The 25937-nt window shown below is 72.4% G+C and carries 27 protein-coding genes; 10 read left to right on the forward strand and 17 right to left on the reverse strand.

Features of this window, described 5'->3' with window-relative positions:
• Positions 1-14 precede the first annotated feature (14 nt).
• A complete protein-coding gene (locus ACFXC1_RS29010) occupies positions 15-1160 on the reverse strand; it encodes an RNA polymerase sigma factor (protein WP_381247661.1) in 1146 nt (381 codons plus the stop codon).
• Positions 1157-1576 (reverse strand): YciI family protein, encoded by a 420-nt coding sequence (locus ACFXC1_RS29015; RefSeq protein WP_381247664.1) that lies wholly within the window; start codon positions 1574-1576, stop codon positions 1157-1159. Before ACFXC1_RS29015 ends, ACFXC1_RS29010 begins: the two co-directional genes overlap by 4 nt.
• Positions 1577-1837: 261 nt before the next feature.
• Here ACFXC1_RS29015 and ACFXC1_RS29020 point away from each other — a divergent pair, with 261 nt between their 5' ends.
• Both ACFXC1_RS29020 and helR read left to right on the forward strand, forming a co-directional pair.
• Positions 1838-3073 (forward strand): glycosyltransferase, encoded by a 1236-nt coding sequence (locus ACFXC1_RS29020; protein ID WP_381247666.1) that lies wholly within the window; start codon positions 1838-1840, stop codon positions 3071-3073.
• Positions 3074-3216: 143 nt separating this feature from the next.
• Complete coding sequence (gene helR, locus ACFXC1_RS29025) at positions 3217-5391, forward strand: RNA polymerase recycling motor ATPase HelR (RefSeq protein WP_381247668.1); 2175 nt, start codon at positions 3217-3219, stop codon at positions 5389-5391.
• A 53-nt stretch (positions 5392-5444) separates the two neighbouring features.
• Here helR and ACFXC1_RS29030 read toward each other — a convergent pair whose 3' ends face one another.
• The 4 genes from ACFXC1_RS29030 to ACFXC1_RS29045 form a co-directional block, all read right to left on the reverse strand.
• The gene (locus ACFXC1_RS29030) at positions 5445-6185 is read right to left on the reverse strand and encodes a GntR family transcriptional regulator (protein WP_381247671.1); all 741 of its coding nucleotides are present in this window, start codon (positions 6183-6185) and stop codon (positions 5445-5447) included.
• Between the two features lie 154 nt (positions 6186-6339).
• The gene (locus ACFXC1_RS29035; protein WP_381247673.1) at positions 6340-7506 is read right to left on the reverse strand and encodes a serine hydrolase domain-containing protein; all 1167 of its coding nucleotides are present in this window, start codon (positions 7504-7506) and stop codon (positions 6340-6342) included.
• A gap of 98 nt (positions 7507-7604) precedes the next feature.
• The gene (locus ACFXC1_RS29040) at positions 7605-8009 is read right to left on the reverse strand and encodes a nuclear transport factor 2 family protein (RefSeq protein ID WP_381247675.1); all 405 of its coding nucleotides are present in this window, start codon (positions 8007-8009) and stop codon (positions 7605-7607) included.
• Positions 8010-8019: 10 nt separating this feature from the next.
• Positions 8020-8988, reverse strand: coding sequence for an acetylxylan esterase (locus tag ACFXC1_RS29045; RefSeq protein ID WP_381247677.1), 969 nt, complete (start codon positions 8986-8988; stop codon positions 8020-8022).
• 103 nt (positions 8989-9091) lie between these two features.
• On the opposite strand from ACFXC1_RS29045, the gene ACFXC1_RS29050 reads away from it, so the two are divergent.
• Positions 9092-10450, forward strand: a complete 1359-nt coding sequence (locus tag ACFXC1_RS29050; protein WP_381247679.1) for an 8-oxoguanine deaminase — start codon at positions 9092-9094, stop codon at positions 10448-10450.
• A 36-nt stretch (positions 10451-10486) separates the two neighbouring features.
• Here ACFXC1_RS29050 and ACFXC1_RS29055 read toward each other — a convergent pair whose 3' ends face one another.
• From ACFXC1_RS29055 to ACFXC1_RS29065, 3 genes are all read right to left on the reverse strand, one after another.
• Positions 10487-11071: an Rv1733c family protein gene (locus ACFXC1_RS29055; protein ID WP_463294410.1), complete on the reverse strand. Its 585-nt coding sequence runs from the start codon at positions 11069-11071 to the stop codon at positions 10487-10489.
• 146 nt (positions 11072-11217) lie between these two features.
• On the reverse strand, positions 11218-11973 hold the full coding sequence (locus ACFXC1_RS29060; RefSeq protein ID WP_381247685.1) for a ferredoxin reductase: 756 nt from the start codon (positions 11971-11973) through the stop codon (positions 11218-11220).
• A complete protein-coding gene (locus ACFXC1_RS29065) occupies positions 11966-12571 on the reverse strand; it encodes a sulfite oxidase-like oxidoreductase (protein WP_381247688.1) in 606 nt (201 codons plus the stop codon). Before ACFXC1_RS29065 ends, ACFXC1_RS29060 begins: the two co-directional genes overlap by 8 nt.
• 227 nt (positions 12572-12798) lie before the next feature.
• On the opposite strand from ACFXC1_RS29065, the gene ACFXC1_RS29070 reads away from it, so the two are divergent.
• Positions 12799-13725 (forward strand): NADP-dependent oxidoreductase, encoded by a 927-nt coding sequence (locus ACFXC1_RS29070; protein ID WP_381247691.1) that lies wholly within the window; start codon positions 12799-12801, stop codon positions 13723-13725.
• A complete protein-coding gene (locus ACFXC1_RS29075) occupies positions 13722-14444 on the forward strand; it encodes a GNAT family N-acetyltransferase (protein WP_381247694.1) in 723 nt (240 codons plus the stop codon). Before ACFXC1_RS29070 ends, ACFXC1_RS29075 begins: the two co-directional genes overlap by 4 nt.
• A gap of 10 nt (positions 14445-14454) precedes the next feature.
• Here ACFXC1_RS29075 and ACFXC1_RS29080 read toward each other — a convergent pair whose 3' ends face one another.
• Positions 14455-14859: a MarR family winged helix-turn-helix transcriptional regulator gene (locus tag ACFXC1_RS29080; RefSeq protein WP_381247786.1), complete on the reverse strand. Its 405-nt coding sequence runs from the start codon at positions 14857-14859 to the stop codon at positions 14455-14457.
• Positions 14860-15142: 283 nt separating this feature from the next.
• Between ACFXC1_RS29080 and ACFXC1_RS29085 the strand changes: the two genes are divergently transcribed.
• Positions 15143-15946, forward strand: a complete 804-nt coding sequence (locus ACFXC1_RS29085) for a putative protein N(5)-glutamine methyltransferase (RefSeq protein WP_381247697.1) — start codon at positions 15143-15145, stop codon at positions 15944-15946.
• On the opposite strand, the gene ACFXC1_RS29090 is transcribed toward ACFXC1_RS29085, so the two are convergent.
• Positions 15936-16667, reverse strand: a complete 732-nt coding sequence (locus tag ACFXC1_RS29090; RefSeq protein WP_381247699.1) for a hypothetical protein — start codon at positions 16665-16667, stop codon at positions 15936-15938. The two genes, ACFXC1_RS29085 and ACFXC1_RS29090, sit on opposite strands and share 11 nt — an antisense overlap.
• A 198-nt stretch (positions 16668-16865) precedes the next feature.
• Here ACFXC1_RS29090 and ACFXC1_RS29095 point away from each other — a divergent pair, with 198 nt between their 5' ends.
• Together ACFXC1_RS29095 and ACFXC1_RS29100 are read left to right on the forward strand one after the other, a co-directional pair.
• Complete coding sequence (locus ACFXC1_RS29095) at positions 16866-18881, forward strand: FAD-dependent oxidoreductase (protein WP_381247702.1); 2016 nt, start codon at positions 16866-16868, stop codon at positions 18879-18881.
• Between the two features lie 21 nt (positions 18882-18902).
• Positions 18903-19439 (forward strand): PadR family transcriptional regulator, encoded by a 537-nt coding sequence (locus ACFXC1_RS29100; RefSeq protein WP_201047635.1) that lies wholly within the window; start codon positions 18903-18905, stop codon positions 19437-19439.
• A 54-nt stretch (positions 19440-19493) separates the two neighbouring features.
• Here ACFXC1_RS29100 and ACFXC1_RS29105 read toward each other — a convergent pair whose 3' ends face one another.
• The 3 genes from ACFXC1_RS29105 to ACFXC1_RS29115 all read right to left on the reverse strand — a co-directional run bounded on the left by ACFXC1_RS29105 (position 19494) and on the right by ACFXC1_RS29115 (position 22196).
• A complete protein-coding gene (locus ACFXC1_RS29105) occupies positions 19494-20039 on the reverse strand; it encodes a hypothetical protein (protein ID WP_381247705.1) in 546 nt (181 codons plus the stop codon).
• Positions 20040-20225: 186 nt separating this feature from the next.
• Positions 20226-21179, reverse strand: coding sequence for a LysR family transcriptional regulator (locus ACFXC1_RS29110; protein ID WP_381247708.1), 954 nt, complete (start codon positions 21177-21179; stop codon positions 20226-20228).
• Between the two features lie 21 nt (positions 21180-21200).
• Positions 21201-22196: a fibronectin type III domain-containing protein gene (locus tag ACFXC1_RS29115; RefSeq protein ID WP_381247711.1), complete on the reverse strand. Its 996-nt coding sequence runs from the start codon at positions 22194-22196 to the stop codon at positions 21201-21203.
• Positions 22197-22588: 392 nt separating this feature from the next.
• Here ACFXC1_RS29115 and ACFXC1_RS29120 point away from each other — a divergent pair, with 392 nt between their 5' ends.
• A complete protein-coding gene (locus tag ACFXC1_RS29120) occupies positions 22589-23326 on the forward strand; it encodes a glycoside hydrolase family 75 protein (RefSeq protein ID WP_381247713.1) in 738 nt (245 codons plus the stop codon).
• Positions 23327-23331: 5 nt separating this feature from the next.
• On the opposite strand, the gene ACFXC1_RS29125 is transcribed toward ACFXC1_RS29120, so the two are convergent.
• Positions 23332-24093 carry an SDR family NAD(P)-dependent oxidoreductase gene (locus tag ACFXC1_RS29125; protein ID WP_381247716.1) on the reverse strand — a complete coding sequence of 254 codons (762 nt, stop codon included), beginning with the start codon at positions 24091-24093 and terminating at the stop codon, positions 23332-23334.
• Between the two features lie 143 nt (positions 24094-24236).
• On the opposite strand from ACFXC1_RS29125, the gene ACFXC1_RS29130 reads away from it, so the two are divergent.
• Entirely contained in the window at positions 24237-24875 is a 639-nt protein-coding gene (locus tag ACFXC1_RS29130; RefSeq protein WP_381247718.1) for a TetR/AcrR family transcriptional regulator, read from the forward strand.
• Between the two features lie 33 nt (positions 24876-24908).
• Here ACFXC1_RS29130 and ACFXC1_RS29135 read toward each other — a convergent pair whose 3' ends face one another.
• Together ACFXC1_RS29135 and dhaL are read right to left on the reverse strand one after the other, a co-directional pair.
• Positions 24909-25319: a PTS-dependent dihydroxyacetone kinase phosphotransferase subunit DhaM gene (locus ACFXC1_RS29135; protein WP_381247721.1), complete on the reverse strand. Its 411-nt coding sequence runs from the start codon at positions 25317-25319 to the stop codon at positions 24909-24911.
• On the reverse strand, positions 25312-25920 hold the full coding sequence (gene dhaL / locus ACFXC1_RS29140) for a dihydroxyacetone kinase subunit DhaL (protein ID WP_381247723.1): 609 nt from the start codon (positions 25918-25920) through the stop codon (positions 25312-25314). Before dhaL ends, ACFXC1_RS29135 begins: the two co-directional genes overlap by 8 nt.
• Positions 25921-25937: the final 17 nt, after the last annotated feature.

Consider the following 25937-nt stretch of genomic DNA (forward strand, 5'->3'; position numbering starts at 1 on the left):
CCGGGGCTCCAACGTCAGTGATTCCGGCGGGAGTTGAGCCGGGCCGCCTGCCGGGTCAGGTGGTCGCGTTCGGCGAGGTTGGGGGCCTTGAGCGCCGCCTCCGCGTACAGCCGGGCCGCCGTCGTCAGGTCGCCGTCCCGTTCGTGGAGGTAGGCCGCCACCGCCGTATGACGCGGGAGTGAGTCGTCGAGTGCGGCGAGCGCGGCCAGACCGGCACGCGGGCCGTCTGCCTCGCCGACCGCCACCGCGCGGTTGAGGCGGACCACCGGGCTGTCGGTCAGGGCGACGAGTTCGTCGTACCACTCGACGATCTGCACCCAGTCCGTCTCCTGGGCGCAGGGCGCGTCCGCGTGCAGCGCCGCGATCGCGGCCTGCGCCTGGAACTCGCCCAACCGGTCGCGGGCAAGGGTGAGTTGGAGGATCGTGACGCCCTCGGCGATCAATGTCGTGTCCCACCGGGCGCGGTCCTGCTCGGCGAGCGGTACCAGGCTGCCGTCGGGCGCGGTCCGGGCGGCGCGGCGGGCGTGGTGGAGCAGCATGAGCGCGAGCAGGCCCGACACCTCGGGGTGGTCGATCATGCCCGCGACCTGCCGGGTGAGCCGGATGGCCTCGGCGGCGAGATCGACGTCACCGGAGTAGCCCTCGTTGAAGACCAGGTAGAGGACGCGCAGCACGGTGGCCACATCGCCGGGCTGGTCGAACCGCACCCCGGACACGGTGCGCTTGGCCCGGCTGATGCGCTGCGCCATGGTCGCCTCGGGCACCAGATAGGCCTGGGCGATCTGCCGGGTGGTGAGCCCGCCCACCGCGCGCAGCGTGAGCGCGACCGCCGACGACGGCGTCAACGACGGGTGCGCGCACAGGAAGTAGAGCTGGAGCGTGTCGTCCGTCGCGGGCGTGGGACCGGGCGCCGGCTCCTCGTCCACCAGGTCCTCGCGTCTGCGGCGGGCCGTGTCCGCCCGCGTCGCGTCGAGGAACCGCCGCCAGGCCACCGTGACGAGCCACCCCTTCGGGTCGCGCGGCGGCTCGTCCGGCCACACCCGGACCGCCTCGACCAGTGCGTCCTGTACGGCGTCCTCGGCCGCCGCGAAGTCTGCTCCGCGGCGGACGAGGATCCCGAGCACGCTCGGCGTGAGGCTTCTCAGCAGGACCTCGTTCACTTGAAGGTGCAGTCCGTGGTGGTCGAGTGCGTGCCCAGGAACGGGCGCAGTTCCAGCCACTCGTGGATCGGCCTGCCACCGGCCCCGGGCGCGGCCGACAGCTCACCGGCCAGTTCCACGGCGCGCTCGTAACTGTCGACGTCGATGATCATCCAGCCGGCGATGACGTCCTTGGTCTCGGCGAACGGGCCGTCGGTGACCGGCGGGCGCCCCTCACCGTCGTAGCGGACGAACGTCCCCTCGGGGGAGAGTGCCTGGCTGTCGACGTACTCGCCGGTCTGCTCCAGCCGGGCCGCGAAGTCGTTCATGTACTGCACGTGGGCCGTGATCTCCTCGGGCGTCCACTGGTCCATGGGGACGTCGTTCACGGCGGCGGGGGCGCCGCGGTAGTGCTTCAGCAGCAGGTACTTGGCCATGGTCGTTCTCCTCGGTGCCGGCACGACCCATTGTGGTCGCGTTCACCTCGGGGACGGAGCCGGGCGCCGGTTCTCGACATCGGCGGGCAGACTTTTTCGCCGCGAGTTCCGCGGGGCCTGCGGGGGAGGGCGGAAAGGGAGGCGTGCTCACTCCTCTTCCCTTCTTAACGTATAGCGCACCGGGGGCCTTGCGGCAAGGCCCCCGTCGTACCGCAGAATGTCCGGCCTGAGGGCATGACCTGCGGAAATGGGAGTCGCGGAATGCGTGTGCTGTTGACGACGTGGGGGTCGCGCGGGGATGTCGAACCCGTCGCGGGACTCGCTGCCCGACTGCTGGAACTCGGCGCGGAGGTGAGCGTCGCCGCGCCGCCGGACGATGAGTTCGTGGAACTGCTGGACCGGGCCGGTGTGCCGCTGCTGCCGCTCGGCCCGACTGTGCGCTCGGTGGTGACCGGGGCGAAGCCGCCGACGGCGGCGACCGCGTTCCGGCTCGCGCCCGAGCTGGTCGCCGCCCGCTACGAGACGCTGCTGCCGGCGGCCGAGGGGTGCGACGTGCTGCTGGCGACCGGCCTGATGCCGACCGGCGCCCGCTCGGTGGCCGAGAAACTTGGCATCCGCTATGTGTTCGCCTGCTTCCACACGGCCGGGCTGCCGTCGTCGAAGTACCGGCAGCTGTCGCGGCCCGGCCATCAGTCCTCGCCGGACGAGACCGACATCAAGGTGCTGTGGGACGAGGACGCCCAGCGCGTGAACGCCCTGTACCGCGAGGCCGAGAACCGGCATCGGGCGGCGATCGGCCTGCCGCCGGTCGACAACGTCCGCGACCACGCCTTCACCGAGCGGCCGTGGCTCGCCTCGGACCCGGACCTGTTCCCGTGGCAGGAGCAGACGGATCTCGACCTCGTGGTGACCGGACCGTGGATCCTGCCCGACGAGCGCCCGCTCCCCGCCGATCTGGAGGCGTTCCTGAAGGCGGGCGGGGAGCCGGTGTACGTAGGCTTCGGCAGCATGGCACTGCGTAACTCGCCCGACATTGCCCGGGACGCGGTCGAAGCGGTGCGGGCGCAGGGCCGCCGAGTCGTTCTCGGCCGTGGCTGGGCGCAGCTGGCTTCCGTCGACGACCGGGACGACTGCTTCGTCGTGGGCGAGGTCAGTCACCAGGCGCTGTTCCGCCGGGTGGCCGCGGTCGTGCACCACGGCGGTGCGGGCACCACGACGGCGGCCACGATGTCCGGCACCCCGCAGGTGGTCGTGCCGCAGATCGTGGACCAGCCATACTGGGCCACACGGGTTGCCGAACTGGGCATCGGCGTCGCACACGACGGTCCTACGCCGACCTACGACTCCCTGTCGGCCGCTCTCACCACCGTCCTGGCCCCCGAGGTCCGGGCAAGGGCACGCACGGTGGCCGGCATGCTCCGCACCGACGGGACGACAGTGGCCGCGAAGATGCTCCTCGACCCGGCCGGCGGGGGAAGGCAGCCCACCCGCGCGTGAACCGGCCGAACCCCGCACACGAGAACCGGCCGAACCTCGCACGACAGAGCCGGCCGAACCCCGCACACGAGAACCCGTACGCACCGGTCCCCACGGCCTGCCGCCCGCACGGCCGTGAACGACCGCAGATCGGAATTGATGCCGTGAACCCCCTGACCACCAGCGCCTTCGACCTCCCCGACCGCCTCTCCGCCAAGGCCGACCCGGCGCTGATCGCCGCCGACGAGCAGCACTTCGCGGCCATAGCGGAGTCCCTGGCCCAGTCGATCGCGGAACTGACCGGGCGCCTCGACGCCGAGCGCAGGGCGCCCGGGGGCATCGGCCGGGCGGCGATGGACCGGGACACGGAGATCCACCGGCTCACCACACGGCTGCGGACCCTGCGTCGCTTCGGCCTGGACCTGTGTCTGGGCCACATGGTCGACGCCACCACATCCGAGCGCGTCTACATCGGGCGGCTCGGCCTCACCGACAGCACGGGCCGCCGCCTGCTGCTCGACTGGCGCTCGCCCGCAGCCGAGCCGTTCTTCGGCGCCACCCACGCCAACCCGATGCGCCTGGCGAGCCGCCGCAGGTACCGCTGGACCCGAGGCCGGATCAGCGACTACTGGGACGAGGTGTTCACCGCCGACGGCTTCGCCGGGCATGCCGCGCTCGACGACCAGTCGGCGTTCATCGCCAGCCTCGGCGGCAACCGGTCCGGCCGGATGCGCGATGTGCTCGGCACCATCCAGGCCGACCAGGACGCCATCATCCGCGCGGGATCACGCGGCGCGCTCGTCGTGGACGGCGGCCCGGGCACCGGCAAGACCGTCGTCGCCCTGCACCGCTCCGCCTACCTCCTCTACTCCGACCCGCGCCTCGGCCACCGCAGGGGCGGGGTCCTGTTCGTCGGTCCGCACCGGCCCTATCTGGACTACGTCGCCGATGTCCTCCCCAGCCTCGGCGAGGAGGGCGTGCAGACCTGCATCCTGCGGGACCTCGTCGACGAGGGAGCCGCGGCGGGCATCGAGGCCGACCCGGAGGTGGCCCGTCTGAAGTCGTCCGTGCAGCTGGTGCGGGCGATCGAGCCGGCCGTGCGGTTCTACGAGGAGCCGCCCACCAAGGGCATGAACGTCACCACCCACTGGTCCGACATCTGGCTCAGCGCCGAGGACTGGGCCGTCGCCTTCGAGGCGGCCGAACCCGGTACCCCGCACAACGAGGGACGCGAGCAGGTCTGGCAGGAACTGCTCACGATCCTCGTCGACAAGCATGAGGACACCGGCTCAGCCCCGGACGGCGCGGTCACCCCCGCACTGCTGCGCAAGTCGCTGCGCCAGAACCGCGAACTGCTCACCGCCTTCAACCGCGCCTGGCCGCTCCTCGAAGCGGCCGACCTCGTCGGAGACCTGTGGACGGTCCCTGCCTATCTGCGCAAGTGCGCCCCCTCCCTGAGCCGCGAGGACGTCCAGCGGCTGCAACGCGCGGACGCCCAGGCCTGGACGGTGTCCGACCTGCCGCTGCTCGACGCGGCACGGCAGCGGCTCGGTGACCCGGAGTCGGCGCGCCGCAAGCGCCGGCAGGAAGCCGCGGTGGCCGCCGAACACGCCCGCAGGACCGACGTCATCGACAGCCTCCTCCAGAACGTCGAGATCGACGAGAGCGAGGGCGCGATGGGCATGCTGCACGGACAGGACCTGCGCGACGCCCTGATCGACGAGGCCGCCCAGCCCGGCATCGAACCCGACCTGCTCGCCGGGCCGTTCGCGCACATCGTCGTGGACGAGGCCCAGGAACTCACCGACGCGGAATGGCAGATGCTGCTCCTGCGCTGCCCGTCCCGCAGCTTCACCATCGTCGGTGACCGCGCCCAAGCCCGGCACGGCTTCACCGAGTCGTGGCAGGAACGGCTGAAGCGGATCGGCCTCGACCGGATCGACCTGGCCTCCCTGACCATCAACTACCGCACCCCGGAAGAGATCATGACGGAGGCCGAGCCGGTCATCCGCGCCGTGCTCCCGGACGCCAATGTGCCGACCTCCATCCGCAGCAGCGGCATCCCCGTCGTCCACGGACCCCTCGCCGACCGGGAGTTGATCCTCGACACCTGGCTCGCCGAGCACACCGAGGGGATCGCCTGCGTCATCGGTGACCCGGCCTTCCGGGCGACGCCCCGCGTCCGGTCGCTGACTCCCGAACTGTCCAAGGGACTTGAGTTCGACCTGGTCGTGCTCGTCGACCCGGAGACGTTCGGCGAGGGCATCGAGGGAGCCGTCGACCACTATGTGGCGATGACCCGGGCGACTCGGCAACTCGTCGTGCTGACGAGTGCTTGACGCCGGTCGGCGCGCGGCGAGTTCGGCATCGGGCCCGCCGTGCGCCACCGGGTTCAGCCTGCCGAAGGAACCGTGAACTCGTAGATCAGCGCGTCCTGTTGGGCCTCCACCACCAGGTCGGTGATCTCCAGCGGGCGCGCGTACTGGTCGTGCACGCGCCGGGTCACCCGTACCGAGGGCGCGTTCGCGACCTGGGTGATGGCGTCCCGGTGATGCAGGGTCAGACCGGCCCGGCGCATCCAGTCGTAGGCGCGCCGGAGTTGGGCGGAGGCGGAGCCGCCGGCGCGGTCGCGGTAGCGGGCCAGCTCCTCCACCTCGGCCAGTGCCACCGCCGAGAAGGAGGTGACGGCCGTACGCAGTCCGCTGCCGTCGGCCGCTGCGGACGCGTACCGGTGCACCAGGGTCGGCCGGTCCGGGGCGATCCTCAGGGCCTCCGCGTGCTCCGGCGGGGGAGTCTCCCAGGCCACGGAGGTCCGGTCGAAGCCGGTCGGGTCCGTGCTGCGGGCGCCGACCGGGAAGGTGAGGGAGGACGGGGTCTCGACGGGCAGGCCGGGGAGTGTGGCGTGGCTGCCGCGCCGGTCGGTGGCGACCAGGCCGTCCCTGCGCAGCACCTCCAGCGCCTGGCGGACGGTCTCCCGGCTGACCTGGAAGTGTTCGGCCAACTGCCTTTCGGCGGGCAGGCGTTCGCCGGGCGGGATGGTGCCGTCGTGGAGTTCGGCGAGCAGCTGGGTGGCGACCTTCCCGTAGAGGGGCTGGTCGTCGGCGGTCGGGTGGTGGGGGGTGGTGCGGGCCATGCCGCGCCTCCTGTTGGTGACAAGACTGAGGGCAGAACTGGTGACAAGACGTAGCCGTGCGGGCTCGTTGCGCGACCAGATCTAGCATTGGTCTAAACCACCAGGGAAGGGCGGCAGGGCAGTTAGGCCGAAACCGACCCGCGCCGATCACTTCTCACAGCGCCCCGTACAGGGCGTCGATCAGCGCCAGCTTCCTTGGGTCGTCGGCGATATGGGGGCCCATCCGGTTCATTACGTAGCCCAGCGACACGCCCGCGTCCGGGTCGGCCAGACCGCAGGAACCGCCGAAGCCGTCGTGTCCGAAAGCCCTCGGGTCGGGACCGTACGAGCCGTTCGGACCGCTGAGCCACAGGCCGAGCCCGATCTCCGTCTCGTGCGCGAAGCCCGCGCCCAGTACCAGATCGCGGCAGCTGCCCTGGCCCTCGCGCACCCGCTCGGCCGCCTCGGGGGAGAGGATGCGGCGGCCGCCGTAGGACCCGCGCCCGGCGAAGACGCCGTAGAGCGCGGCTACGGCCCGTGCCGTGCCGTGGCCGTTCGCCGCCGGGATCTCCGCGGCGCGCCACTCCGGGGTGTTGGCCTCGGCCGCGCCCGCGATCGGGTTGGTCAGCGCGGCGATCGCGGCGGGCGCCAACTGGCTGAAGATCGCGGCCTGTTCACTGCTCGACGCGACGGGCGGATGCACCAGCTCGGCTGCCCGCCCGGCTTCCTTCTCCGGCAGCCCGATGGTGAAGTCGATCCCGAGCGGGCCGGTGACCTCCCGCTCCAGGAAGGCGCCCGGGAGCAACCCCGAGACGCGGCGCACCACTTCGCCGACGAGGAAGCCGTAGGTGAGCGCGTGGTAACCGGACCGGGTCCCCGGCTCCCACCAGGGCTCCATGGCCGCGAGCCGCCGAGTCGTCAACTCCCAGTCGTAGAGCTGCGCGAGGGAGTGCGGCTCCCGCAGGCCGGCCAGTCCCGCGCGGTGCGACAGCAGGTGCCGTACGAGAATGTTCTCCTTGCCGGCGGCGGCGAACTCCGGCCAGTAAGTGGCCACTTGGGCGTCGAGGTCGAGCAGGCCCCGGTCGGCGAGGATGTGGGCGCACAGGGCCACCGGGCCCTTGGTCGTGGACCACACGTTGACCACCGTGTCCCGCTCCCAGGGGCGGGACCGTGCCGCGTCGGCCCAGCCGCCCCACAGGTCGACGACGGTCTCGCCCTCCAGGGTGACGGTCACGGCGGCGCCCAGTTCGTCCCGGTCCCGGAAGTTCTCCTCGAACGCCGTGCGCACCGCCGTGAAGCGGGGGTCGCAGTGGCCGTCGATGGCTGGCTGGTGCTCGGACATGGTGCCTCCGTGGTCCGCCGTGGGTCCGGGCCGCGACGCTGCGACCCGGATCCACTGAACATACCGACTGGTCGGACTGGGTGGAAGGTGTCGTACGTTCAGTTGAAGAACAGCTCGCCCGCCGGCTCCCTATGGCCCGGTTCCGTGTGCCAGTAGTCGCGGGTCTCCACCGCGAGACCGGTGTCGTCGAAGCGCACGAAGACACAGCCGGCGAGCGTGGACGGCTCACCGTCCTCCTCGGCCAGGACCCTGAACTCGGCCACGGCGACTCGGTGTTGACCGACGACCGGTGCCGAGAACCGCACGTCGCGCACCCGCTCCGCCGCGAACGACCAGCGCAGATACGCGGCCAACTCGGCCTGCCCCCGGTGCGGTTCGCGGAACGGCATCGAGCGGTGGACGCAGTCCTCGGCGTACAGCTCCAGCAGCGCGTCCATGTCGTGCTCCGCCCAGGCGTGGGCCCAGACGCGCACGAACCGTTCCGCGGCCTCAGCGGTGTTCATCGCGCGCCCCTCAGACGTACGACCGCAGCCAGTCCAGCTTGGCCGCCTCCTGGTAAGGGCCGCCGCCCTCATGGTCGTTGAAGTCGTAGACCTCGATGCGCTTGTCCTCGTGCGCCCAGGCGTTGAACGCGGCGAACACGGTCGAGGGCGGGCAGGTCTCGTCCTCCAGACCGGTCGAGAAGAGGGCGGGGGCGCGGCCGCGGGCCGCGAAGTGGACGCCGTCGAAGTACGAGAGCGTGCGCAGCGCGTCCTCGGTGCGGCCACGATGGGTCTTGAGGTAGTTGCCGATCTCGCGGTACGGGTCGCGGTTCGTGAGGGTCACCGCGCGCGGGTAGTCGCACAGGAACGGCACGTCCGGCGCGATCCCGGCCAGGTCGCCGACCAGCCCGCCCACGGCGAGGGTGATGCCGCCGCCCTGGCTCGCGCCGAGCGCCACCGTGCGGGTGGGGTCGACCGACGGGTGCGAGCGGGCCGCCTCGACGGCCCGCACCCCGTCCGTGAACACCCGGCGGTAGTAGTAGTTCTCGGCGGCGTCGATGCCCCGGGTCATGAAACCGGGGTACGCGGGCGCGCCGCCCACCGGGTCCGGGGTGCCACCGCCGCCGCCCCACGCGCTGCCCTGGCCGCGCGTGTCCATGATGAAGTGGGCGCGGCCGGTCGACGCCCACAGCAGGTTCTCGTGCGGGAGACCCCGCCCGCCGCCGTAGCCGACGAACTCCACGACCAGCGGCAGGGGTTGGGCCGCGCCGGCGGGCAGCCGCAGCCAGCCCTTCACCGGGTGACCGCCGAACCCGGCGAACGTCACGTCGTACACCCGCACTGTCGAGAGTCCCGTGTCGACCGGTTCGAAGCGGGCGTCGAGATCGTGCTCGCGGGTCTCCTGAAGGGTCTTGGACCAGAAGGCGTCGAAGTCCTCGGGTTCGGCGGACGCGCTGCGATACTCGCGGAGTTCGCCGAGCGGAAGGTCGAACAGGGCCATCGATGACCACCTTTGTGAAGGGTGAGCGCGGATGATCACACCGTACGTGTGACATCGGAGGACTCGCCAGGCTTGTGCGGCGCCCCGCGCTTACCATGTCGGCATGTCGTCAGCCGTGGATCTGCTGGTCAAGGACGCCGAACTGCTCGTGGTGGACGGGGAACGCGAAATCCCGGGCGGCTGGGTGGCCGTCACGGGTGGTCGGGTCACCGCCGTCGGCGAGGCAGGGGCCGAGCCCGAAGCGCGTACGACCGTCTCCGCGGCCGGGAGGCTCGTCACCCCGGGTCTGATCAACACCCATCACCACATCTACCAGAACCTCACCCGCTCCTACGCGCCCGCCGTCAACGGCACCCTCTTCGACTGGCTGACCACGCTCTATCCGCTGTGGGCGAGCCTCGACGAGGAGGCCGCGTACGTGTCGGCGTACGTCGGCATGGCGGAACTCCTCATGGGCGGCTGCACCACATCCTCCGACCACCTCTATGTGCATCCACGCCCCTATCTGGTCGACGCCGAGATCCGTGCCGCCCGCGACATCGGCTTCCGCTTCCACGCGACCCGCGGTTCGATGACGCGGTCCGTCGAGGACGGGGGACTGCCGCCGAGGAGCGTCACGCAGAGCACGGACGAGGTGCTTGCCGACAGTGAGCGGCTCATCAAGGCCCACCACGATCCGGAACCCGGCGCGCTGATCCGGGTCGCGCTCGCACCCTGCTCGCCGTTCTCGGTCACCAAGGACGTGATGACGGCGACCGCGGAACTCGCCGAGCGGTACGACGTACGGCTGCACACCCACCTCGCCGAGGACCGGGACGAGGACACCTACTGCCTGGAGACCTACGGCTGCCGGCCCGTCGAGTACTTCGAGGACACCGGGTGGATGAGCGACCGCACCTGGGTCGCGCACTGCATCTATCCGAACGACGACGAACTGCGCCGTCTCGCCGCCGCTGGTGTCGGTGTGGCGCACTGCCCCAGCTCCAACATGCTGATCGGCGGCGGCACGGCACGGGTGAAGGAGATGCGCGAACTCGGTCTGCCGGTCGGCATCGGCTGCGACGGCTCCGCCTCCACCGACCACGCCTCGCTCTGGATGGAGACCCGGGGCGCCCTGCTGCTCGGCCGCTACCGGGGCGGCCCCGGCGCGATGACCGCGCGTGACGCCCTCGACATCGCGACCCGCGGCTCGGCGCGCTGCCTGGGCCGTGCCGACGAACTGGGGCACCTGCGACCGGGCGCGTGTGCCGACCTGGTCGTCTGGGACCTCCACGAAGTCGCCCTGGCCGGCGCGCTGAGCGACCCCGTCGAGGCGTGGCTGCGCTGCGGGCCGGCACGGGCGTGGACCACGGTCGTAGGCGGGCGGGTCCTCGTGGACCGGGGCGAACCGGTGCTGCCCGCGCTGGGGGATGCGCTGCGGGACCATGGGCGGATCGCACGGCGTATGCAGCAGGGGGTGTAGCGGCGGTCGCGCGGCCCCCGTTGCGTGGCTCTCGCGTCACGCCCGCCGTCGGGTCCACTGCGGTTCGGTGAGCGCCCAGTCCCGTTCCCACTCGGCCAGCCGGTGCCGCAGGGAGACCCGGCGGACGACTGCGGACCCGAGCAGCACCAGCCCCGCCACACCGCCCGTGGTCCAGGCGCCGATCGTCAGCGTGTGCTGCCAGACGGCCACTTCACCCGCGGGCCGTGCGACGTTGTGGCCCTGGGCGTCGAACCAGACGTCCACCACGTCACCGCGCCCCGTACCCGCCGGGACCGCGGCCGTGGCCGTACGCGGTCCCTTGCCCGGTTCCGTCCAGCGCACCGCCACCAGGAAGCTGCGCGGGCGGCTGCCCTCCACTGAGGGGAGTTCGGCGGGCGGCTTGCCGATCACCTCGGCGCGGACGCGATGGCGGTCGGCGCGCTGGGCGGCGGCGACGGTCCGGGCCTGGTCGTGGGCCCACAGGCCCGCGGCGGCCCCGGCCAGTGGCGCACAGACGAACAGGACGACGGCGACGGCGACCGCCGTCCACGTCTCCACGACGTCCGACCGGCGCCGCAACGGATTGTGCCGTCTGCGCCGACTCCGTACCCGGTTCCGCACGTCGACCTCCTCGCCGTCACCGGAGCCGAGGAGCGACGATTCCGCCGCCTCGACACCGCGCACGCATGCGAGCGTCCACACAGCAGTCGTACCCCCTTTGGGGCACTTCCCTCAACCGGAGCCGGAGAGATCGGCAGGCGCGGGCCTCAGCCGAAGCGCTCGATGCGGATGCGGTCCACCGGCTGTCCCGCCTCGACCAGCAGCCGCGACGCGTGCTCGGCGAAACCGTTGGAGCCGCACACATAGGCCTCCCACCCACCGGGAGGCTGCTCCGCCAGGAGCGGTGCCACATGTGCCGCGGCCATACGTCCCACCGGCACCCCCTGTGGCGCGCTGCGCGTGAACACGGTCGTCGTCTCCGCGCCGTACTCCCGCGCGTAGATCAACTCCTCGGGACCGCGCGCCGACACCACCAGCCGCAGCGGCACGGACAGATTCCGCACCCGGTGCTGCCGGAGCATCGACATCAGGGGTACGACCCCGGAACCGGCGCCCAGCAGCAGCGCGGGCCGGTCGCCGGGCCAGGCGAAGAAGCCGCTCAGCGGGCCGCGCACCTCGACCGTGTCACCGGGCTCGGCCACCGTGTGGAACCAGCCGGAGACCTCACCGCCCTCGACATGGTCCAGGGTCAGCTCCACATGCCCGGTGTCGTCCGGGTGCGAGGCGATCGAGTAGTGGCGCTGCGCCACATAGCCGTCCTCGGCGCGCAGCCGAAGCATCAGGTGCTGGCCCGCCAGATGGCCGCTCCAGCCGGGCACCGCGAACCGGAACGTCGAGGCGTGCGGGGTCTCCCGGCGGATCTCGGCGAGCGTGGCGGTCTGCCACACGGCGGCGGCCCGGTTGCTCACGGCGATGCGTCCCGGCACCGCGAACTTCGTGGTGGGCGAGAAGGCGTCAGTCACCGGAGTACCGCTGTTCCTCCCAGGGGTTGCCCCGGGCGTGATAGCCGTTCTGCTCCCAGAAGCCCGGCTCGTCGTGGTCGAGGAGACGCAGGCCCGCGATCCACTTGGCGCTCTTCCAGAAGTACAGGTGCGGCACCAGCAGCCGGGCGGGGCCACCGTGCTCGGCCGGCAGCGGCTTTCCGTCGTACTCCCAGGCGATCCAGGCGCGTCCGCCGGTGACGTCGGAGAGCGGGAGGTTCGTGGTGTACCCGGTGTGCGAATAGGCGACCACATGTGTGGCGGACACATGGGGCCGCACCACATCGAGGAACGCGTCCAGCGAGACGCCCCCGAACCGCACGCCGAACTTCGACCAGCTCGTCACACAGTGGATGTCACCCTCGTAGGCCGACGCGGGCAGTTCGTGGGCCTGCGTCCAGTTCCAGGTGCGCGGCTCCTCGACCAGTCCGTCCACACGGAAGGTCCAGTCGGCGGGCGCCAGGTCGGGGGTGACCTCGGCGGACAGGACGGGCCAGTCGTCGCCCGCGTCGTACTGACCGGGCGGCAGACCGGCGTCGGGGACGCGGGGGCGTCCGGTGAAGCCTCGGGTGACGTGCATACGGGTGGAGCCTCCAGGTCGCTGCGGCGCGGGTCCGCCGGGCGAGCGTGATCAGTGGTTTCTGGTTTCAACCGTACGCGTCCACCGGGTATGCCCAGGTCCGAGGGGTACCGCCGATCATTGCGGCCGTATGAACTCTCCGGGCTCCGGGGAATAGCCGTCCGGTGGTCGACCTTGGTGCTGAGTGCCGGGCGATGTGGTGACTGCGAAGGAGAGTGAGGGAGCAGATGCCGAAGGCATACGTCTTCACGCGATACGGGGGACCCGAGACGGAGGCGCTGGCCGAGGTCGACCGGCCGAGCCCGGGTCCCGGTGAAGTCCTTGTCGCGGTGCGCGCGGCCGGGGTGAACCCGATCGACTGGAAGTTGCGCAAGGGCTATCGGCGGCCCGGCGAGACGGATTCCCGCACGTTCCCCGCGGTCTTCGGGAGTGAGGTCTCCGGGACCGTGGAGGAGATCGGCGCCGGTGTGGACGGGTTCGCCGTCGGCGACGAGGTCTTCGGCAACGCGATGGCCGGCGGCTACGCCGAGTACGTCCTGCTCCCCGCGGCCATCACCGCGCACAAGCCCGCCCAGCTGTCATTCCGGGACGCCGCCACCCTCCCCGTCGCCGCGGCCACCGCGTACGACGGCGTCCGCCAGCTCGACCTGCCCGCCGGCGCGACCGTGCTGGTCACCGGCGCGGGCGGCGGCGTCGGCTCCGCGGCCCTGCAGATCGCCCGGGCCTTCGGACTGCGTACCGTGGGCGTGGCGAGCGAGGGCAAGAAGGACTTCGTGGAGTCGCTGGGCGCGGTCCACGTCCCGTCCGGCCCCGACCTGGCCGCACGGGTGCGGGCGGCCGCGCCGGACGGCGTCGACGGCGCCTATGACCTCGTCGGCGGCGAAGTGCTCGCCGAGGCCGCGGCCCTGCTCACCGACCGCACGAAGCTCGTCACCGCCGGGGCCCCCGCCCCCGAGGTCGAGAAGGTCGGCGGCGCCCGCGTCGAACGCGCCCGCAACGCGGCCGTACTGGACGAGGTCGCGCAGCTCGTGGTGAATGGGCAACTGGATCCGCACGTGACCCGGACCTTCCCGCTCGACCAGGCAGGCGAGGCCCTGCGTTCCGTCGAGGACGGCCACGCACGCGGCAAGATCGTGATCGAGGTCTCCGCATGAGCACGTCCGACGAACGCCTCCTCGACAACCCCGCCCGCGCCGCCCTCACCGGCCCGCACGCGCACTTCGCGGAGCGGCGCGGCCGGATCCTGCGCTACCCGGTCGACGTGACCCCGTGGCTGGCCCTGCCCGACGAGCCCGACGCCGACGACTGGGCGGACGTCGCCGCGCTCGCAGGCCCCGGCGCGGAGATCCCGCTCCTCGGTTTCCGGGGCCGGGTCCCGGACGGCTGGGAGATCACCTTCGACATCGACGGCGTACAGATGGTCGACGACGGGCTGGCCGCCGCACCGGACCCGGAGGCGATCCTCCTCGGCCCGGCCGACGTGCCCGAGATGCTCGACCTGGTGGAGCGGACCAGGCCCGGTCCCTTCCTGCCCCGCACCGTCGAACTCGGCACCTACCTGGGCATCCGCCGCGGCGGCGCCCTCGTCGCCATGGCCGGCGAGCGTCTGCACCCGCCCGGCTGGACCGAGATCAGCGCCGTCTGCACCGACCCCGCCGTTCGAGGCCAGGGCCTCGCCAGCCGCCTGATCCTCGCCGTCGCCCACGGCATCCGCGAACGCGGCGAGACCCCGTTCCTGCACACCGGGGCGGGCAACACGACCGCGATACGGCTCTACGAGTCCCTGGGCTTCCGGCTGCGCAGGACCACCGCGTTCCTCGCGGCACGGGCGCCGGAGCACCTGACCGAGAACCGGGCCGTCGGGGTGTCGTAGGACCGACTCCTCAGTTCTCCTCGGCGGGAACCTCGCCAGGCCACGCGTTGTAGCGCTCCAGATAGCCGGCGAACCGCCGCAGATCCTCCTCCGGCCAGTCCGCCAGCCGTTCACGGAAGGCGGCCTGGCGGTTCTCGGTGACCTGGGCGAGGATCCGGCGGCCGGCGTCGGTCAGATGCAGGACCTGGACGCGGTGGTCCTCGGGATCGGGGCGCCGTTCGATGAGGCCGGCGCGCTCCAGGGCGGCGACCTGGCGGCTGACCGTGGACTTGTCGAGGGCGTAGTGCGCGGCCAGGTCGGTGGCCCGGCGGCCGTCGCGCTCCTCCAGGTGACTGAGCAGGGTGTACGACACCAGGGACAGCTCGGGGTGCAGCCGGCCGGCCGAGGCCCGGGCGCGCCGCGCGAAGGTCGTCATCTCGCGCTGGATGGTCTCCACGGCCCGGTCCGCTCGCACTGCGTCTCCTTCGCTCTCCTGGTTGCACAGTACAACTCAGAGGGGAGCCCGGCTCCTCGTCAGCCCTCTGCCTCGGGTACTGTTGCCCTCCGTCGCGGACGTCCGCGGCCCTGAACTCCTGGGAGGTGAGACCCATTTCCGCTGTGTCATGCCGGGTGCTCTCACCTCAGGACAGCTCGGATCACCGGTAGCAGGTGACCGCGAGAGCGCCCTTCGGCCACCTTCCGAAAGGCTCTCGGCTTCCATGCCTCCTCTTTCCCCCGTTTCCCCCGCCTCCGTCGTCGCCGCGCTCCGTGCCGCGGGCTGTGTCTTCGCCGAGGACGAGGCGCGGCTGATCCTCGCCGCCGCCCGCACCCCGGACGAGGTCGCCGCCATGGTGGGCCGCCGCGTCGAGGGCCTGCCCCTCGAACTCGTCGTCGGCCACGCCGAGTTCAGGGGTCTGCGCATCGCCGTGGAACCCGGTGTGTTCGTGCCCCGCCGCCGTACCGAGTTCCTCGTCGAACAGGCCCTCGCCCACGCCCCGCGCGCGTCCGTCGTCGTGGACCTGTGCTGCGGTTCCGGCGCGGTCGGCGCGGCCCTCGCCGCCGCCCTCGGCCAAGTCGAACTGCACGCCGCCGACATCGACCCCGCCGCCACCCGCTGCGCCCGCCGCAATGTCGCCGCTTTCGGCGGGCACGTCCACACCGGCGACCTGTTCGCCGCGCTGCCCGACGAGTTGCGCGGGCGCGTCGACATCCTCGCGGCCAACGTGCCCTACGTCCCCAGCGGCGAGGTGGGTCTGCTGCCCGCGGAGGCGCGTGAGCACGAGCCGCTGGTCGCTCTCGACGGCGGCGCGGACGGCCTCGACATACTCCGCGAGGTCGCCGCCGGGGCACGCGACTGGCTCGCCCCGGGCGGCTGCCTGCTCGTCGAGACCAGTGAGCGCCAACTCCCGTCAGCGGTCGAGGCGTTCAGGAGCGCCGGTCTCGAGACGCGGTCGGCCTACTCCGAGGAGCTGTACGCCAACGTCTTGATCGGTGTCGTTCCGGCCGGCTCCGTCAGGTCGTAGCGCCGCTGCCGGACGGGCTGGGCGAAGGTGAACCGCTCGGGCCGCCGCGTCCCCACGGGCCGTGGCCGTCCGGGAACCCGCCCGGTCCGTCCTGGTCCTTGCGGTCGAGGGTGCCGGTGAAGGCCCGGTCGGCGGTCCTGGTGCCGCTGTCGGAGCGGGTGCCGATCAGGGAGGCGGTGTCGCCCTTCTTGAGGGCGGCGGAGTTCTGGGCCGTGGCATCGGAACCCACGGTCCAGGTCCACGAGGTCCCGTCGTCGCTCTTGACGGTGACCTGGTCGCCGGCGACCTTCGTGACCGTGCCGCGCTGCCAGATCCGCACGACCCACTTGCCGGTGGAGTCGTCCTTGACCGTCGCCTCGCCGTGCACGGCCTTGCCGCCGACCCCGAAGCCGAACCACATGCCGCCCCCGTGCCGGAAGCCGGGCCCGCCGGGCGACGGCGAACCGGACGGCGCGGGGGACCCGGCGGCGGGCATCGCGTCGCTGCCCGAACCTCCGGAGGTAGCCGCGTAGGCGACGCTTCCGCCCAGCGCGAGCACGCCCACGGTGACCGCGGCGATCACCGCCCGGGCCCGCTTCGAACGCTGCCGCCACAGCCGGTCGAGACCGTGGTCCCGCTCGGCGCCGCCGGGCCCGGTGAGCACCTCCCACTCGGGTGCGTGGTCCGGCATCGGCGGTATCGCCCCAGCGCTGTGGTCGTCGTGTTCAGGGTCGTGCGTCACGGCTCGCTCCCTCGCCCCGGGCGTCCGGCATCCCGCGGCACGCCTCCCTGTGATTCTCGACTCCCCCCGATAAGGAACAGGTAACGGCTCCCTGTGAATCCGGGACGTCCGGCCCGTCCATCGCCTTTATGCAACTAGTTGCACAAACACTGCTCCGTCCTCTACAAAAGAGGCACGACACCGCGTACGGAGGGCCCGATGAGCCGTTACCCGCACCTGCTGAACCCCCTCGACCTGGGCTTCACCACACTGCCCAACCGGGTCCTCATGGGCTCCATGCACATAGGCCTCGAAGAGGCCGAGCGCGGTTTCGAGCGCATGGCGGAGTTCTACGCGGCCCGCGCGCGGGGCGGAGTCGGCCTGATCGTCACCGGCGGCATCGCGCCCAACGAGGCCGGCCGGCCCTACGAGGGCGGCGCCAAGCTGACCACCGACGCCGAGGCCGCCCAGCATGCCGGGATCACCGCCGCCGTGCACCGCGAGGGCGGCCGGATCGCCATGCAGATCCTGCACTTCGGCCGGTACGCATACCACCAGGACCTCGTCGCGCCGAGCCCCCTCCAGGCGCCGATCAGCCCCTTCCAGCCCCGCGAGCTCACGGACGCCGAGGTCGAGCAGACCATCGAGGACTACGTCCGCACGGCCCGCCTCGCCCGGCAGGCCGGCTACGACGGCGTCGAGATCATGGGCTCCGAGGGCTACCTCATCAACGAGTTCGTCGCCGCCCAGACCAACCACCGCGACGACCGCTGGGGCGGCTCCTACGAGAACCGCGTGCGCTTCCCCGTCGAGATCGTCCGCCGGGTGCGCGAGGCGGTCGGCGAGGACTTCATCATCGTCTACCGGCTGTCCATGCTGGACCTCGTCCCCGGCGGCTCCACGCTCGACGAAGTCATCAGTCTCGCCAAGGCGGTTGAGGCAGCCGGGGCGACCATCATCAACACCGGCATCGGCTGGCACGAGGCCCGCATCCCCACCATCGCGACCTCGGTGCCGCGCGGCGCGTACACCTGGGTGACCAAGAAGCTGATGGGCGCGGTGGCCATCCCCCTCGTGACCACCAACCGCATCAACACCCCCGAACTGGCAGAGCAGTTGCTCGCCGACGGGTACGCCGACATGGTGTCGATGGCCCGCCCGATGCTCGCCGACCCGGACTTCGTCGCCAAGGCCGCCGCCGGCCGCTCCGACGCCATCAACACCTGCATCGGCTGCAACCAGGCCTGCCTCGACCACACCTTCAGCGGGAAGATCACCTCCTGTCTGGTCAACCCGCGCGCCTGCCACGAGACCGAACTCGTCCTCACCCCAACGCGGTTGCGCAAACGCGTCGCGGTCGTGGGTGCCGGACCGGCGGGACTCGCGTGCGCGGTCTCCGCCGCCGAACGCGGCCATCAGGTGACGTTGTTCGACGCCGCGAGCGAGATCGGCGGCCAGCTCAACGTCGCCCGACAGGTCCCGGGCAAGCAGGAGTTCGACGAGACGCTGCGCTACTTCCGCACCCGGCTCGCCGAGCACGAGGTGGACGTACGCCTCAACACCCCTGCGGCGGCAGATGACTTGGAGGACTTCGACGAGGTGGTCGTCGCCACCGGCGTCACCCCGCGTACCCCCGAGATCCCCGGCGTCGACCACCCCAGCGTCGTCGGCTACCTCGACGTCCTGCGCGACCGCGTCCCCGTCGGCGAGCGCGTCGCGATCCTCGGCGCCGGCGGCATCGGCTTCGACGTCGCGGAGTTCCTCACGGACGGCGGCGACAAGGCGAGCGAGGACCCGGAGACGTACTTCCGCGCCTGGGGCGTCGACATGGACTACGCGGCACCCGGCGGCCTCGCCGCACCCGAGCGGCCCGCCCCGCCGCGCACCGTCCACCTCCTCCAGCGCAAGGAGACCAAGGTCGGCGCCGGACTCGGCAAGACCACCGGCTGGATCCACCGCGCCGAACTCAAGCACCGGGGCGTCACCATGGTCCCCGGCGTCCGCTACGACCTGATCGACGACGCGGGACTGCATGTCACCGTGGGCGGGGAGAGCACGGTCCTCGCCGTCGACACGATCGTGCTGTGCACCGGACAGGACCCGCGCCGCGACCTCTACGACCAACTGGCCGCCGCCGGACGCAGCGTGCACCTGATCGGCGGTGCCGACGTGGCCGCCGAACTGGACGCCAAACGGGCCGTCAAGCAGGGCACCGAGGTCGCCGCCGCCCTCTGACGACCTCCCTAGGATGACCCCATGTCACTCCCGCACGCGATCCTCACCGCCCTTCTGGAGAAGCCGTCCTCGGGGCTTGAGCTGACCCGGCGCTTCGACAAGTCGATCGGCTACTTCTGGTCGGCGACGCATCAGCAGATCTATCGCGAGCTGGGAAAACTGGAGGCCGAGGGCCAGATCAGGGCGCTCACCCCCGAGCAGCCGGCCCGCGGCCAGAAGAAGAGCTACGAGGTCCTGCCCGCGGGCCGCGCAGAACTGGCCCGCTGGACCGCCTCCGCCCAGGACCCCAAGCCGCTGCGCGACACGATGCTGCTGCGGCTGCGCGCGGCGGCGGTGGTCGGCACGGACGGCATCGAGGCCGACCTGCGCCGCCATCTCGACCTGCACCGGCGGCAGTTGGCGGAGTACGAGGAGATCGAGAAGCACGACTTCCCGCCGGACAGGGACAGCCCGCAGGACCGGCTCCGGCATCTCGTGCTGCGCGCGGGCATCGACCTGGAGACCTTCTGGACGCAGTGGCTCACGCACGCGATCGAGGAGTTCGCCGAGTTGCCGTAGGACATGGGGGAGGGGCCGCCCGAGGACAGGGCGGCCCCTCACTCGTGGGGACGGTCAGAGTCGGTACGGCTTCGCGCGTCTGCGCAGGAACCAGGCCGTCGCGATGACGCCGGTTCCCACCAGGCCCGCGCCGACTCCCAGGGTGAGCGGGCCGTAGTCCTTGGCGGCCCCGCCGAGCCCGCCCATGACACCGCGCGAGGGCGAGGCCGTGGCGGTGACTGTGGGGGTCGCGGCGGCGGAGACGATCACGGACTGGGTGCCCGCGGGCGTAGAGGCGTTCTGGCACATGACGATGACGGTGTAGGTGCCCGGAGTGACGTTCGTCCAGGCGGTGGACTGGCTGACGGTGGTGCCCGCCAGGGTCGCCTTCCGGCCCTCGGCGAAGCTCGCCTGGCTGCTGGTGAGCAGTGAGCCGGTGCCCCAGACGCCGGTGGTGCGGTTCTGGGAGCACGCGCTGGTCGTGACCGAGACGGTGGTCCCGGTCGTGCTCACGGAGATCCCCGAAGCCGCGCCGGCCGGGCCGGCGGTCAGGGCGAGGGGGAGAACTGCGGCGGCTGTCACGGTCAGGCCGGAGCGGAGTAGTAGCTGGAAAGTGCGCATGGGACTGCCCTCCAACGGCACGGTTGGCGGAACATCCCTTGCGCCGCCGGGATCGGGAAACGGCCGTGCTGCCTCCAAGGAAGCCAACGCGCCCCGGGCCCGTCCCGCATGCGGACGGCGACCGGGCAGGTGACGGATTCCTTCGTCCGGCTCAGGGACGGGACGCGGCCCGGGTCACGCGCGCGCTCACCAGGCGGGCGCCGCCCGCAGCAGTCGCTCCCGTACGAGGGTGACGTGCGGGTTGTCCGGAGAGCCGGGGCGGCGGGTGAGATACGAGGTGTTGATCGGTGGGTCCTCGGGCGTCAGCAGCGGCACCAGCGCGCCGGACGCCAGCTCGTCCAGGCAGAGATACCGGGGGAGCACGGTGATCCCGGCACCCGCCACGACCGCCGCCAGCACCCCGCGCAGATCGGGCACGGTGATCGCGGCCTGTCCGCCGAGCCGGGTGCCGAACACGTGCCGCCAGTAGCGCCGGGCGATCGGCAGATCCTCCGCGTACGACACGAGGGGCACCCCGCGCAGCGCGGCGGGCCCCTCCGCCGCGACCCGCCCGGCACCGATGCGCTCGGCCCACGCCGGCGCGGCGACCAGCACGAACTCCTCGTCCGCCAGCGGCTCCCAGGTCAGTGTCCGCCCGCGCGGCCGGGCGGTGGCGATCACCAGGTCGTAGCGGCCGCCCCGCAGCCCGTCGAGGAGATCGTCCGTCAGCCCCGGGCTGATCCGCAGCCGTACGCCCTCGTCGGTCAGCGGTGCCAGTGCGGGCAGTACCCGGGTGCACAGCAGCTCGGCCGGTCCCGCCAGCTGTACGGGCTCCGGGGGCTGGTCCGCGCCGACGGTGCCGCGGTCCGCCACGACGGCGAGCTCGTCCAGCGGCGCCGCGACCTGCGCGGCCAACTGGTCCGCCACCGAGGTCGGCACGACACCGCGCGACCGCCGCTCGAACAGCTCCCGGCCCAACTGGTCCTCCAGCGACCGGATTTGAGTCGTCACCGTCGGCTGCGACAGCCCGAGCAGCCGCCCCGCCGCCGTGAACGAACCGGCCCGGTGCACGGCGAGGAACGTGCGCAGGAGGGAGAGGTCGAGCGGTGCGGCGGTGGCCGGGGCGGGGTGCGGCGAGCCATTGGAATTCCCATGGGGCATGAGCCGAATCCTACGGTTCTCCTATGGCCCGGCCGCGCCCGTCGTCACCGTCCGCTCGGCCGAGAACCCTCCCCACGTACCGTCCGGCAGCCGTGCCCTGAGCCGCACCCGGTGGCTGTCCCCGGTCTTCCGGCCCACATAGAAGCTGTACGTCGCCCGGTCGCTCGGGGCGGTCCCGCCCCAGACCAGGGAGGTGGCCGGCTGTCCGTCGAGGTGGATCTGGTACTCCGTGACCACCCCGTCCGTGTGCGGCGGCACCCAGGACAGGTCGATGTAGTACGCCCCGTCGTCGCCCCGGTGCGTCTTGGCGCTGAAGTCGGTGGGAGCGGTGCCCGACCCGTCGTCGCTGCCCGGCGCCGTGGTGAGCGGGACGGCCGTACTCGCGGGGGAGAGGTTGTCGGCGGCGTCCCGGGCCCGCACCGTGAAGGAGTAGCGCGTGCCGGGCCGCAGCCCCGTGACCACGGTCGCCGTCTGGGCGCCGCCCACACTGTGGATCTTCGCCCCGCCCTGGTAGATGTCGTACGACACCACATCCCGGTCGTCCGTGGAGCCGCCCCAGGACAGCTGGACCGCCCCGCTGCCGATGGCCCGGCCCCGCGGTGTGCTCGGGCGGGTGGGCGCCGAGTGGTCGGCCGCGACGGCGACCGGTGTCCGCGCCCTCACCTCCCGGCTGCGCGGTCCCAGGCGGCCGTCGGTGTCCCGGGCCCGCACGGAGAAGGAGTACATGGTCGCGGGCTTGAGCCTGGTGACGTCCATCATGTGCTCGGAACCTGGTACTTCCTTCACTTTCGTGGTGCCCCGATAGATCTCGTAGGTGCTGACGGCCGGGCTTGCCGTCACCGCGTCCCACATGACGTGCACGCTGGTCGCACTCCCCGCCGCGGCCGTGACTCCGGCCGGGGCTCCGGGTGCGTGGCCGTCTCCGTCGCCACCCGTGCCGCAGGAGGCGAGCAGCAGGAGAACGGCACAGGTGAGGGCGGCACGAGGGAGAGCGAGGGTGGCCCGGACGCGTCGCACGATTCTGCCTCCCCGGCGTTGCACGGGCATCACACGAGCTGAAAGGTCCGGACCAATATGACGCGGGTGGGGCAATCGCATCAAGAGGGGCGCCGTTGAAGATCGGTCGCGAACGTTACGTATGCTGAGTTCCTCACGGCTGAACTCACCCCTGTGAGTGGGGAGTTCATGCCGGTGGCGCGGACCGCTGTCGTCGCTGATCCCGCGCCGGCGCGGGCGGTCGGGCGGCCGGAGCCGACATGGCTCGGCCCCCCGGCCCCCGTCGGGAGTGACCCGGACTCGCCGGGATTCGGGGCCGTGCACCGTCCGGCCCCCTATCAGTGGCCGCGTGACCGGACCGGTACCAGGGTGGGCTGAGTGTCCGTCAGATCCCCCAGGAGAGGGTCCTCATCGTGCGTGTCCAGACGCTGACGCTGGTCGCGGCCGGCGCCGCCCTGCTCGCCCCGACCACGCTGCCCGCCTCACCCGCCGCGTTCGCCCGACCCCAGGCGGGACCGGCGGCGCCGCGCGAGGGCGAGGTCGCGGCGGCCGACCTGCTGGCCAAGGTGCGTGACTGCGCCCCCGTCTCGCGCGGCCGGTACCGCACCGACGACGGCGAACCCGCGACGATCCCGGTCTGCGGCACCAAGGAGGCCGTCTACTGGAAGGCCGACATGGACATCGACTGCGACGGACAGGCCGGCGCGCGCTGCAACGCTCGCACCGACCCGCTCTTCTCGGCCATGACGGCGTACCAGCAGTCCGACGGCCGCTATCTGGACGCCGAGCGGCTCCCGTACATCGTGGTCCCGGCCGCCAGCCCCCTCTGGAACCACCGGGACCACCGGATCGGCGGCGGTTCGGTCGCCGCCGTCGTCTACCGGGACCGGGTGCAGTACGCCGTCGTGGGAGACGTCGGCCCGCACGACATCATCGGCGAGGCTTCGTACGCCACGGCCAAGGCCCTCGGTATCCGCGCCGATCCGCGCGGCGGCGGGACGGACACCGGGGTCACCTACATCGTGTTCAAGGACGCCCGGGTGAAGCCCATCGAGGACCACGCCGCCGCCGTGGAGAAGGGGCAGCGGCTGGCGCGGCTGTTCGTAGGGGGAGCGGTCGCGCGGGAGGGGCGTAGGGCATCGGGCGGCTGACGGCGTCAGACCGCCGACCAGCCGTCGTCGACCGGCAGGATCGCGCCGTTGATGTTGCTCGCCGCGTCCGAGGCGAGGAACACGATCGCGGCGGCCTGTTCCTCCGGCTGGGCCACGCGGCCGATGTTGACGAAGTGCGGGCCGAGCGCCGCCGGGCCGAGGGCGGTCTGGTCGGCGTCCACGGAGATGTTGGTCGCCGTACCGCCCGGGGCGATGGCGTTGGCGCGGATGCCCTGCTTGCGGTACATCACCGCGAGGGACTTCGTCAGGCCGACGACCCCGTGCTTGGAGGCCGTGTAGGCGGCGCCCGCCGCGCTGCCGCGGAAGCCGGCCTCCGAGGCGGTGTTCACGATCGCGCCCCGGCCCGCCGCCAGCATGTGCGGCAGCACGGCCCGGGTGAGGAGGAAGGGCGCGGTCAGATTGACCCGGATGACCCGCTCCCACTCCGCGTCGGCCACGTCCGCGAGGGCCGACATCCGGTCCATGATCCCCGCGTTGTTCACCAGGACGTCGACCCCGCCGAACCGCTCCATGGCGGTCGCGGTCACCTCGTCGACGACGGCCTGCTCGCTGAGGTCGCCCGTGACCGCGACGGCGGTGCCGCCGGCCTGTTCGATCTCCTTGACGACGGCTCCGGCGCCGTCGGCGTTCAGGTCGGCCACCACGACCTTGGCGCCCTCCGCGGCGAAGGCGAGCGCGGCGGCGCGCCCGATGCCCGAACCCGCTCCGGTGACGATGACACTGCGTCCGTCGAGTCCACTGGTCATGGGGTGCTCCTGTTCGTCGTGCGAGGCCTCCGGGCCCGTTGCGCACTCACCATACGACTTAATGTCTGCAAGTGACATAAAGTCGCGGGGTGGGTCATGGTGCAGAATCCCGGGAGGTCACCACCGCAGCCGGAGGGGAACTGATGACCGCATCCAGCGGACGCACGGGACGACCGCCGCTCACCGAGGCGCGCAAGGCCGAGATCCGGCTGGAGATCGCCCGGGCGGCGGTGGAACTGTTCGTAGCCCAGGGCGTGGCGGCGACCACCGGCGAACAGATCGGCCAGGCGGTCGGCGTCTCGGCACGCACCGTGTGGCGTTACTTCCCGAGCAAGGAGAGCTGCGTACGACCGCTGCTCTCGGCCGGTATCGACGTCATCGCCGCCCGGCTGCGGAAGTGGCCGCCCGGCCTCCCCCTGGAGGACCTCTGCGACCCGGACCTCGCGACCGGCCTCCTCACCGCGACCGGCCCCGACGGCGCCACCGGCAGCGCCCTGGTACGCCTCACCCGCACCGAACCGGGCCTGCGCGCGATCTGGCTCCAGACCTACGACGAGGCGGAACCGGCGTTCGCCCGCGCCCTCGCCGACCGCGCCGGCCTGCCCGCGGGCGACCTGCGCCCCATGATCCAGGCGGCGATGCTCAACGCTGCACTGCGCGCGGCGGTCGAACGGTTCGCGTGGAGCCCGCCCGGGACCGCGCCGGACGCGGTGACCGGGGAGGCCGAGGTGGCGGAGACGCTGCGGGCGGCGCTGGCGATCGCGGCGGAGGGGGTTTCGTAGTCCCCGAGCCGAGCCGCCCGACAGGTGTGCGCCTCAGACCTTCCGGTAGGTGTACGCCTCCGAGGCCGCCGCCTCCACCGCGTCGAGGTCCGCTCCCGTCGACGCCGTGACGACCGCCGCCACCGCGCCCTCGACGAACGGGGCGTCCACCAGGCGGGTGCCGGCCGGGAGTTCGTCGCCCTCGGCGAGCAGGGCCTTCACGGTGAGCACGGCGCTGCCCAGGTCGGTGAGGACGGCGACCCCGGCGCCGCGGTCGACGGACGCGGCAGCGGCGGCGATCAGTTCGGAACTGGTGCCGAGCCCGCCGCCCTCGGTGCCGCCGGCCGGAGCGAGCGGCACGGCCGCGCCGCCGCCCGCGAGGCCCCGCGCCAACTCGGCCACGGACGCGGCGACTTGGGCGCTGTGCGACACCAGCACGATCCCGACGAGCTTCTCCTCACTCACCGTCGGCCTCCACGGCTTCCTGGAGGGCGGCGATCAGCAGCGCGGACGAAGTGGCGCCCGGGTCCTGGTGCCCGATGCTCCGCTCCCCGAGATAACTGGCCCGGCCCTTGCGGGCCTGAAGGGGAGTGGTGGCCACGGCGCCCGCCTCGGCGGCGGCCCGCGCCGCGGCGAAGCCCTCAGGCAGCGCGTCGACCGCCGGGACCAGCGCGTCGATCATGGTCTTGTCCCCGGGCGCGGCACCGCCGAGGGTCATGACCGCGTCGACTCCGGTGCGCAGCGCGCCGGCGAACTCCTCCTCGCTGACCTCGGCGGCGTCCCCGAGCGCCTTGCCGGTACGGCGCAGCAGCGTGCCGTAGAGCGGCCCCGAGGCGCCGCCGACGGTGGATATCAGCTGTCGCCCGGCGAGGGTCAGGACGGCGCCGGGGGTGTCCGGCGCCTCCTTCTCCAGGGTGGCCGCCACGGCGGTGAACCCGCGCTGCAGGTTCGCGCCGTGGTCGGCGTCGCCGATGGGCGAGTCGAGGTCGGTGAGGTGTCCCGCCTCGCGGGCGACGGAGGCGGCGGTCGCCGTCATCCAACGGCGGAAGAAGTCGGCGTCGAGCACTGGATCTCCTTGCGTGG

The organism is Streptomyces hokutonensis, from assembly GCF_042751305.1.
GTDB lineage: Bacteria > Actinomycetota > Actinomycetes > Streptomycetales > Streptomycetaceae > Streptomyces > Streptomyces hokutonensis_A.

Coding starts and splice junctions, on each gene's coding strand:
- ACFXC1_RS29125 (WP_381247716.1), bottom strand. CDS start 24,093: ATGACCAGTGGACTCGACGGACGCAGTGTCATCGTCACCGGAGCGGGT.
- ACFXC1_RS29070 (WP_381247691.1), top strand. CDS start 12,799: ATGCCGAAGGCATACGTCTTCACGCGATACGGGGGACCCGAGACGGAG.
- ACFXC1_RS29130 (WP_381247718.1), top strand. CDS start 24,237: ATGACCGCATCCAGCGGACGCACGGGACGACCGCCGCTCACCGAGGCG.
- ACFXC1_RS29110 (WP_381247708.1), bottom strand. CDS start 21,179: ATGCCCCATGGGAATTCCAATGGCTCGCCGCACCCCGCCCCGGCCACC.
- ACFXC1_RS29075 (WP_381247694.1), top strand. CDS start 13,722: ATGAGCACGTCCGACGAACGCCTCCTCGACAACCCCGCCCGCGCCGCC.
- ACFXC1_RS29030 (WP_381247671.1), bottom strand. CDS start 6,185: ATGGCCCGCACCACCCCCCACCACCCGACCGCCGACGACCAGCCCCTC.
- ACFXC1_RS29065 (WP_381247688.1), bottom strand. CDS start 12,571: ATGCACGTCACCCGAGGCTTCACCGGACGCCCCCGCGTCCCCGACGCC.
- ACFXC1_RS29105 (WP_381247705.1), bottom strand. CDS start 20,039: ATGCGCACTTTCCAGCTACTACTCCGCTCCGGCCTGACCGTGACAGCC.
- ACFXC1_RS29095 (WP_381247702.1), top strand. CDS start 16,866: ATGAGCCGTTACCCGCACCTGCTGAACCCCCTCGACCTGGGCTTCACC.
- ACFXC1_RS29100 (WP_201047635.1), top strand. CDS start 18,903: ATGTCACTCCCGCACGCGATCCTCACCGCCCTTCTGGAGAAGCCGTCC.
- ACFXC1_RS29035 (WP_381247673.1), bottom strand. CDS start 7,506: ATGTCCGAGCACCAGCCAGCCATCGACGGCCACTGCGACCCCCGCTTC.
- ACFXC1_RS29045 (WP_381247677.1), bottom strand. CDS start 8,988: ATGGCCCTGTTCGACCTTCCGCTCGGCGAACTCCGCGAGTATCGCAGC.
- ACFXC1_RS29020 (WP_381247666.1), top strand. CDS start 1,838: ATGCGTGTGCTGTTGACGACGTGGGGGTCGCGCGGGGATGTCGAACCC.
- ACFXC1_RS29085 (WP_381247697.1), top strand. CDS start 15,143: ATGCCTCCTCTTTCCCCCGTTTCCCCCGCCTCCGTCGTCGCCGCGCTC.
- ACFXC1_RS29050 (WP_381247679.1), top strand. CDS start 9,092: ATGTCGTCAGCCGTGGATCTGCTGGTCAAGGACGCCGAACTGCTCGTG.
- ACFXC1_RS29040 (WP_381247675.1), bottom strand. CDS start 8,009: ATGAACACCGCTGAGGCCGCGGAACGGTTCGTGCGCGTCTGGGCCCAC.
- ACFXC1_RS29080 (WP_381247786.1), bottom strand. CDS start 14,859: ATGACGACCTTCGCGCGGCGCGCCCGGGCCTCGGCCGGCCGGCTGCAC.
- ACFXC1_RS29015 (WP_381247664.1), bottom strand. CDS start 1,576: ATGGCCAAGTACCTGCTGCTGAAGCACTACCGCGGCGCCCCCGCCGCC.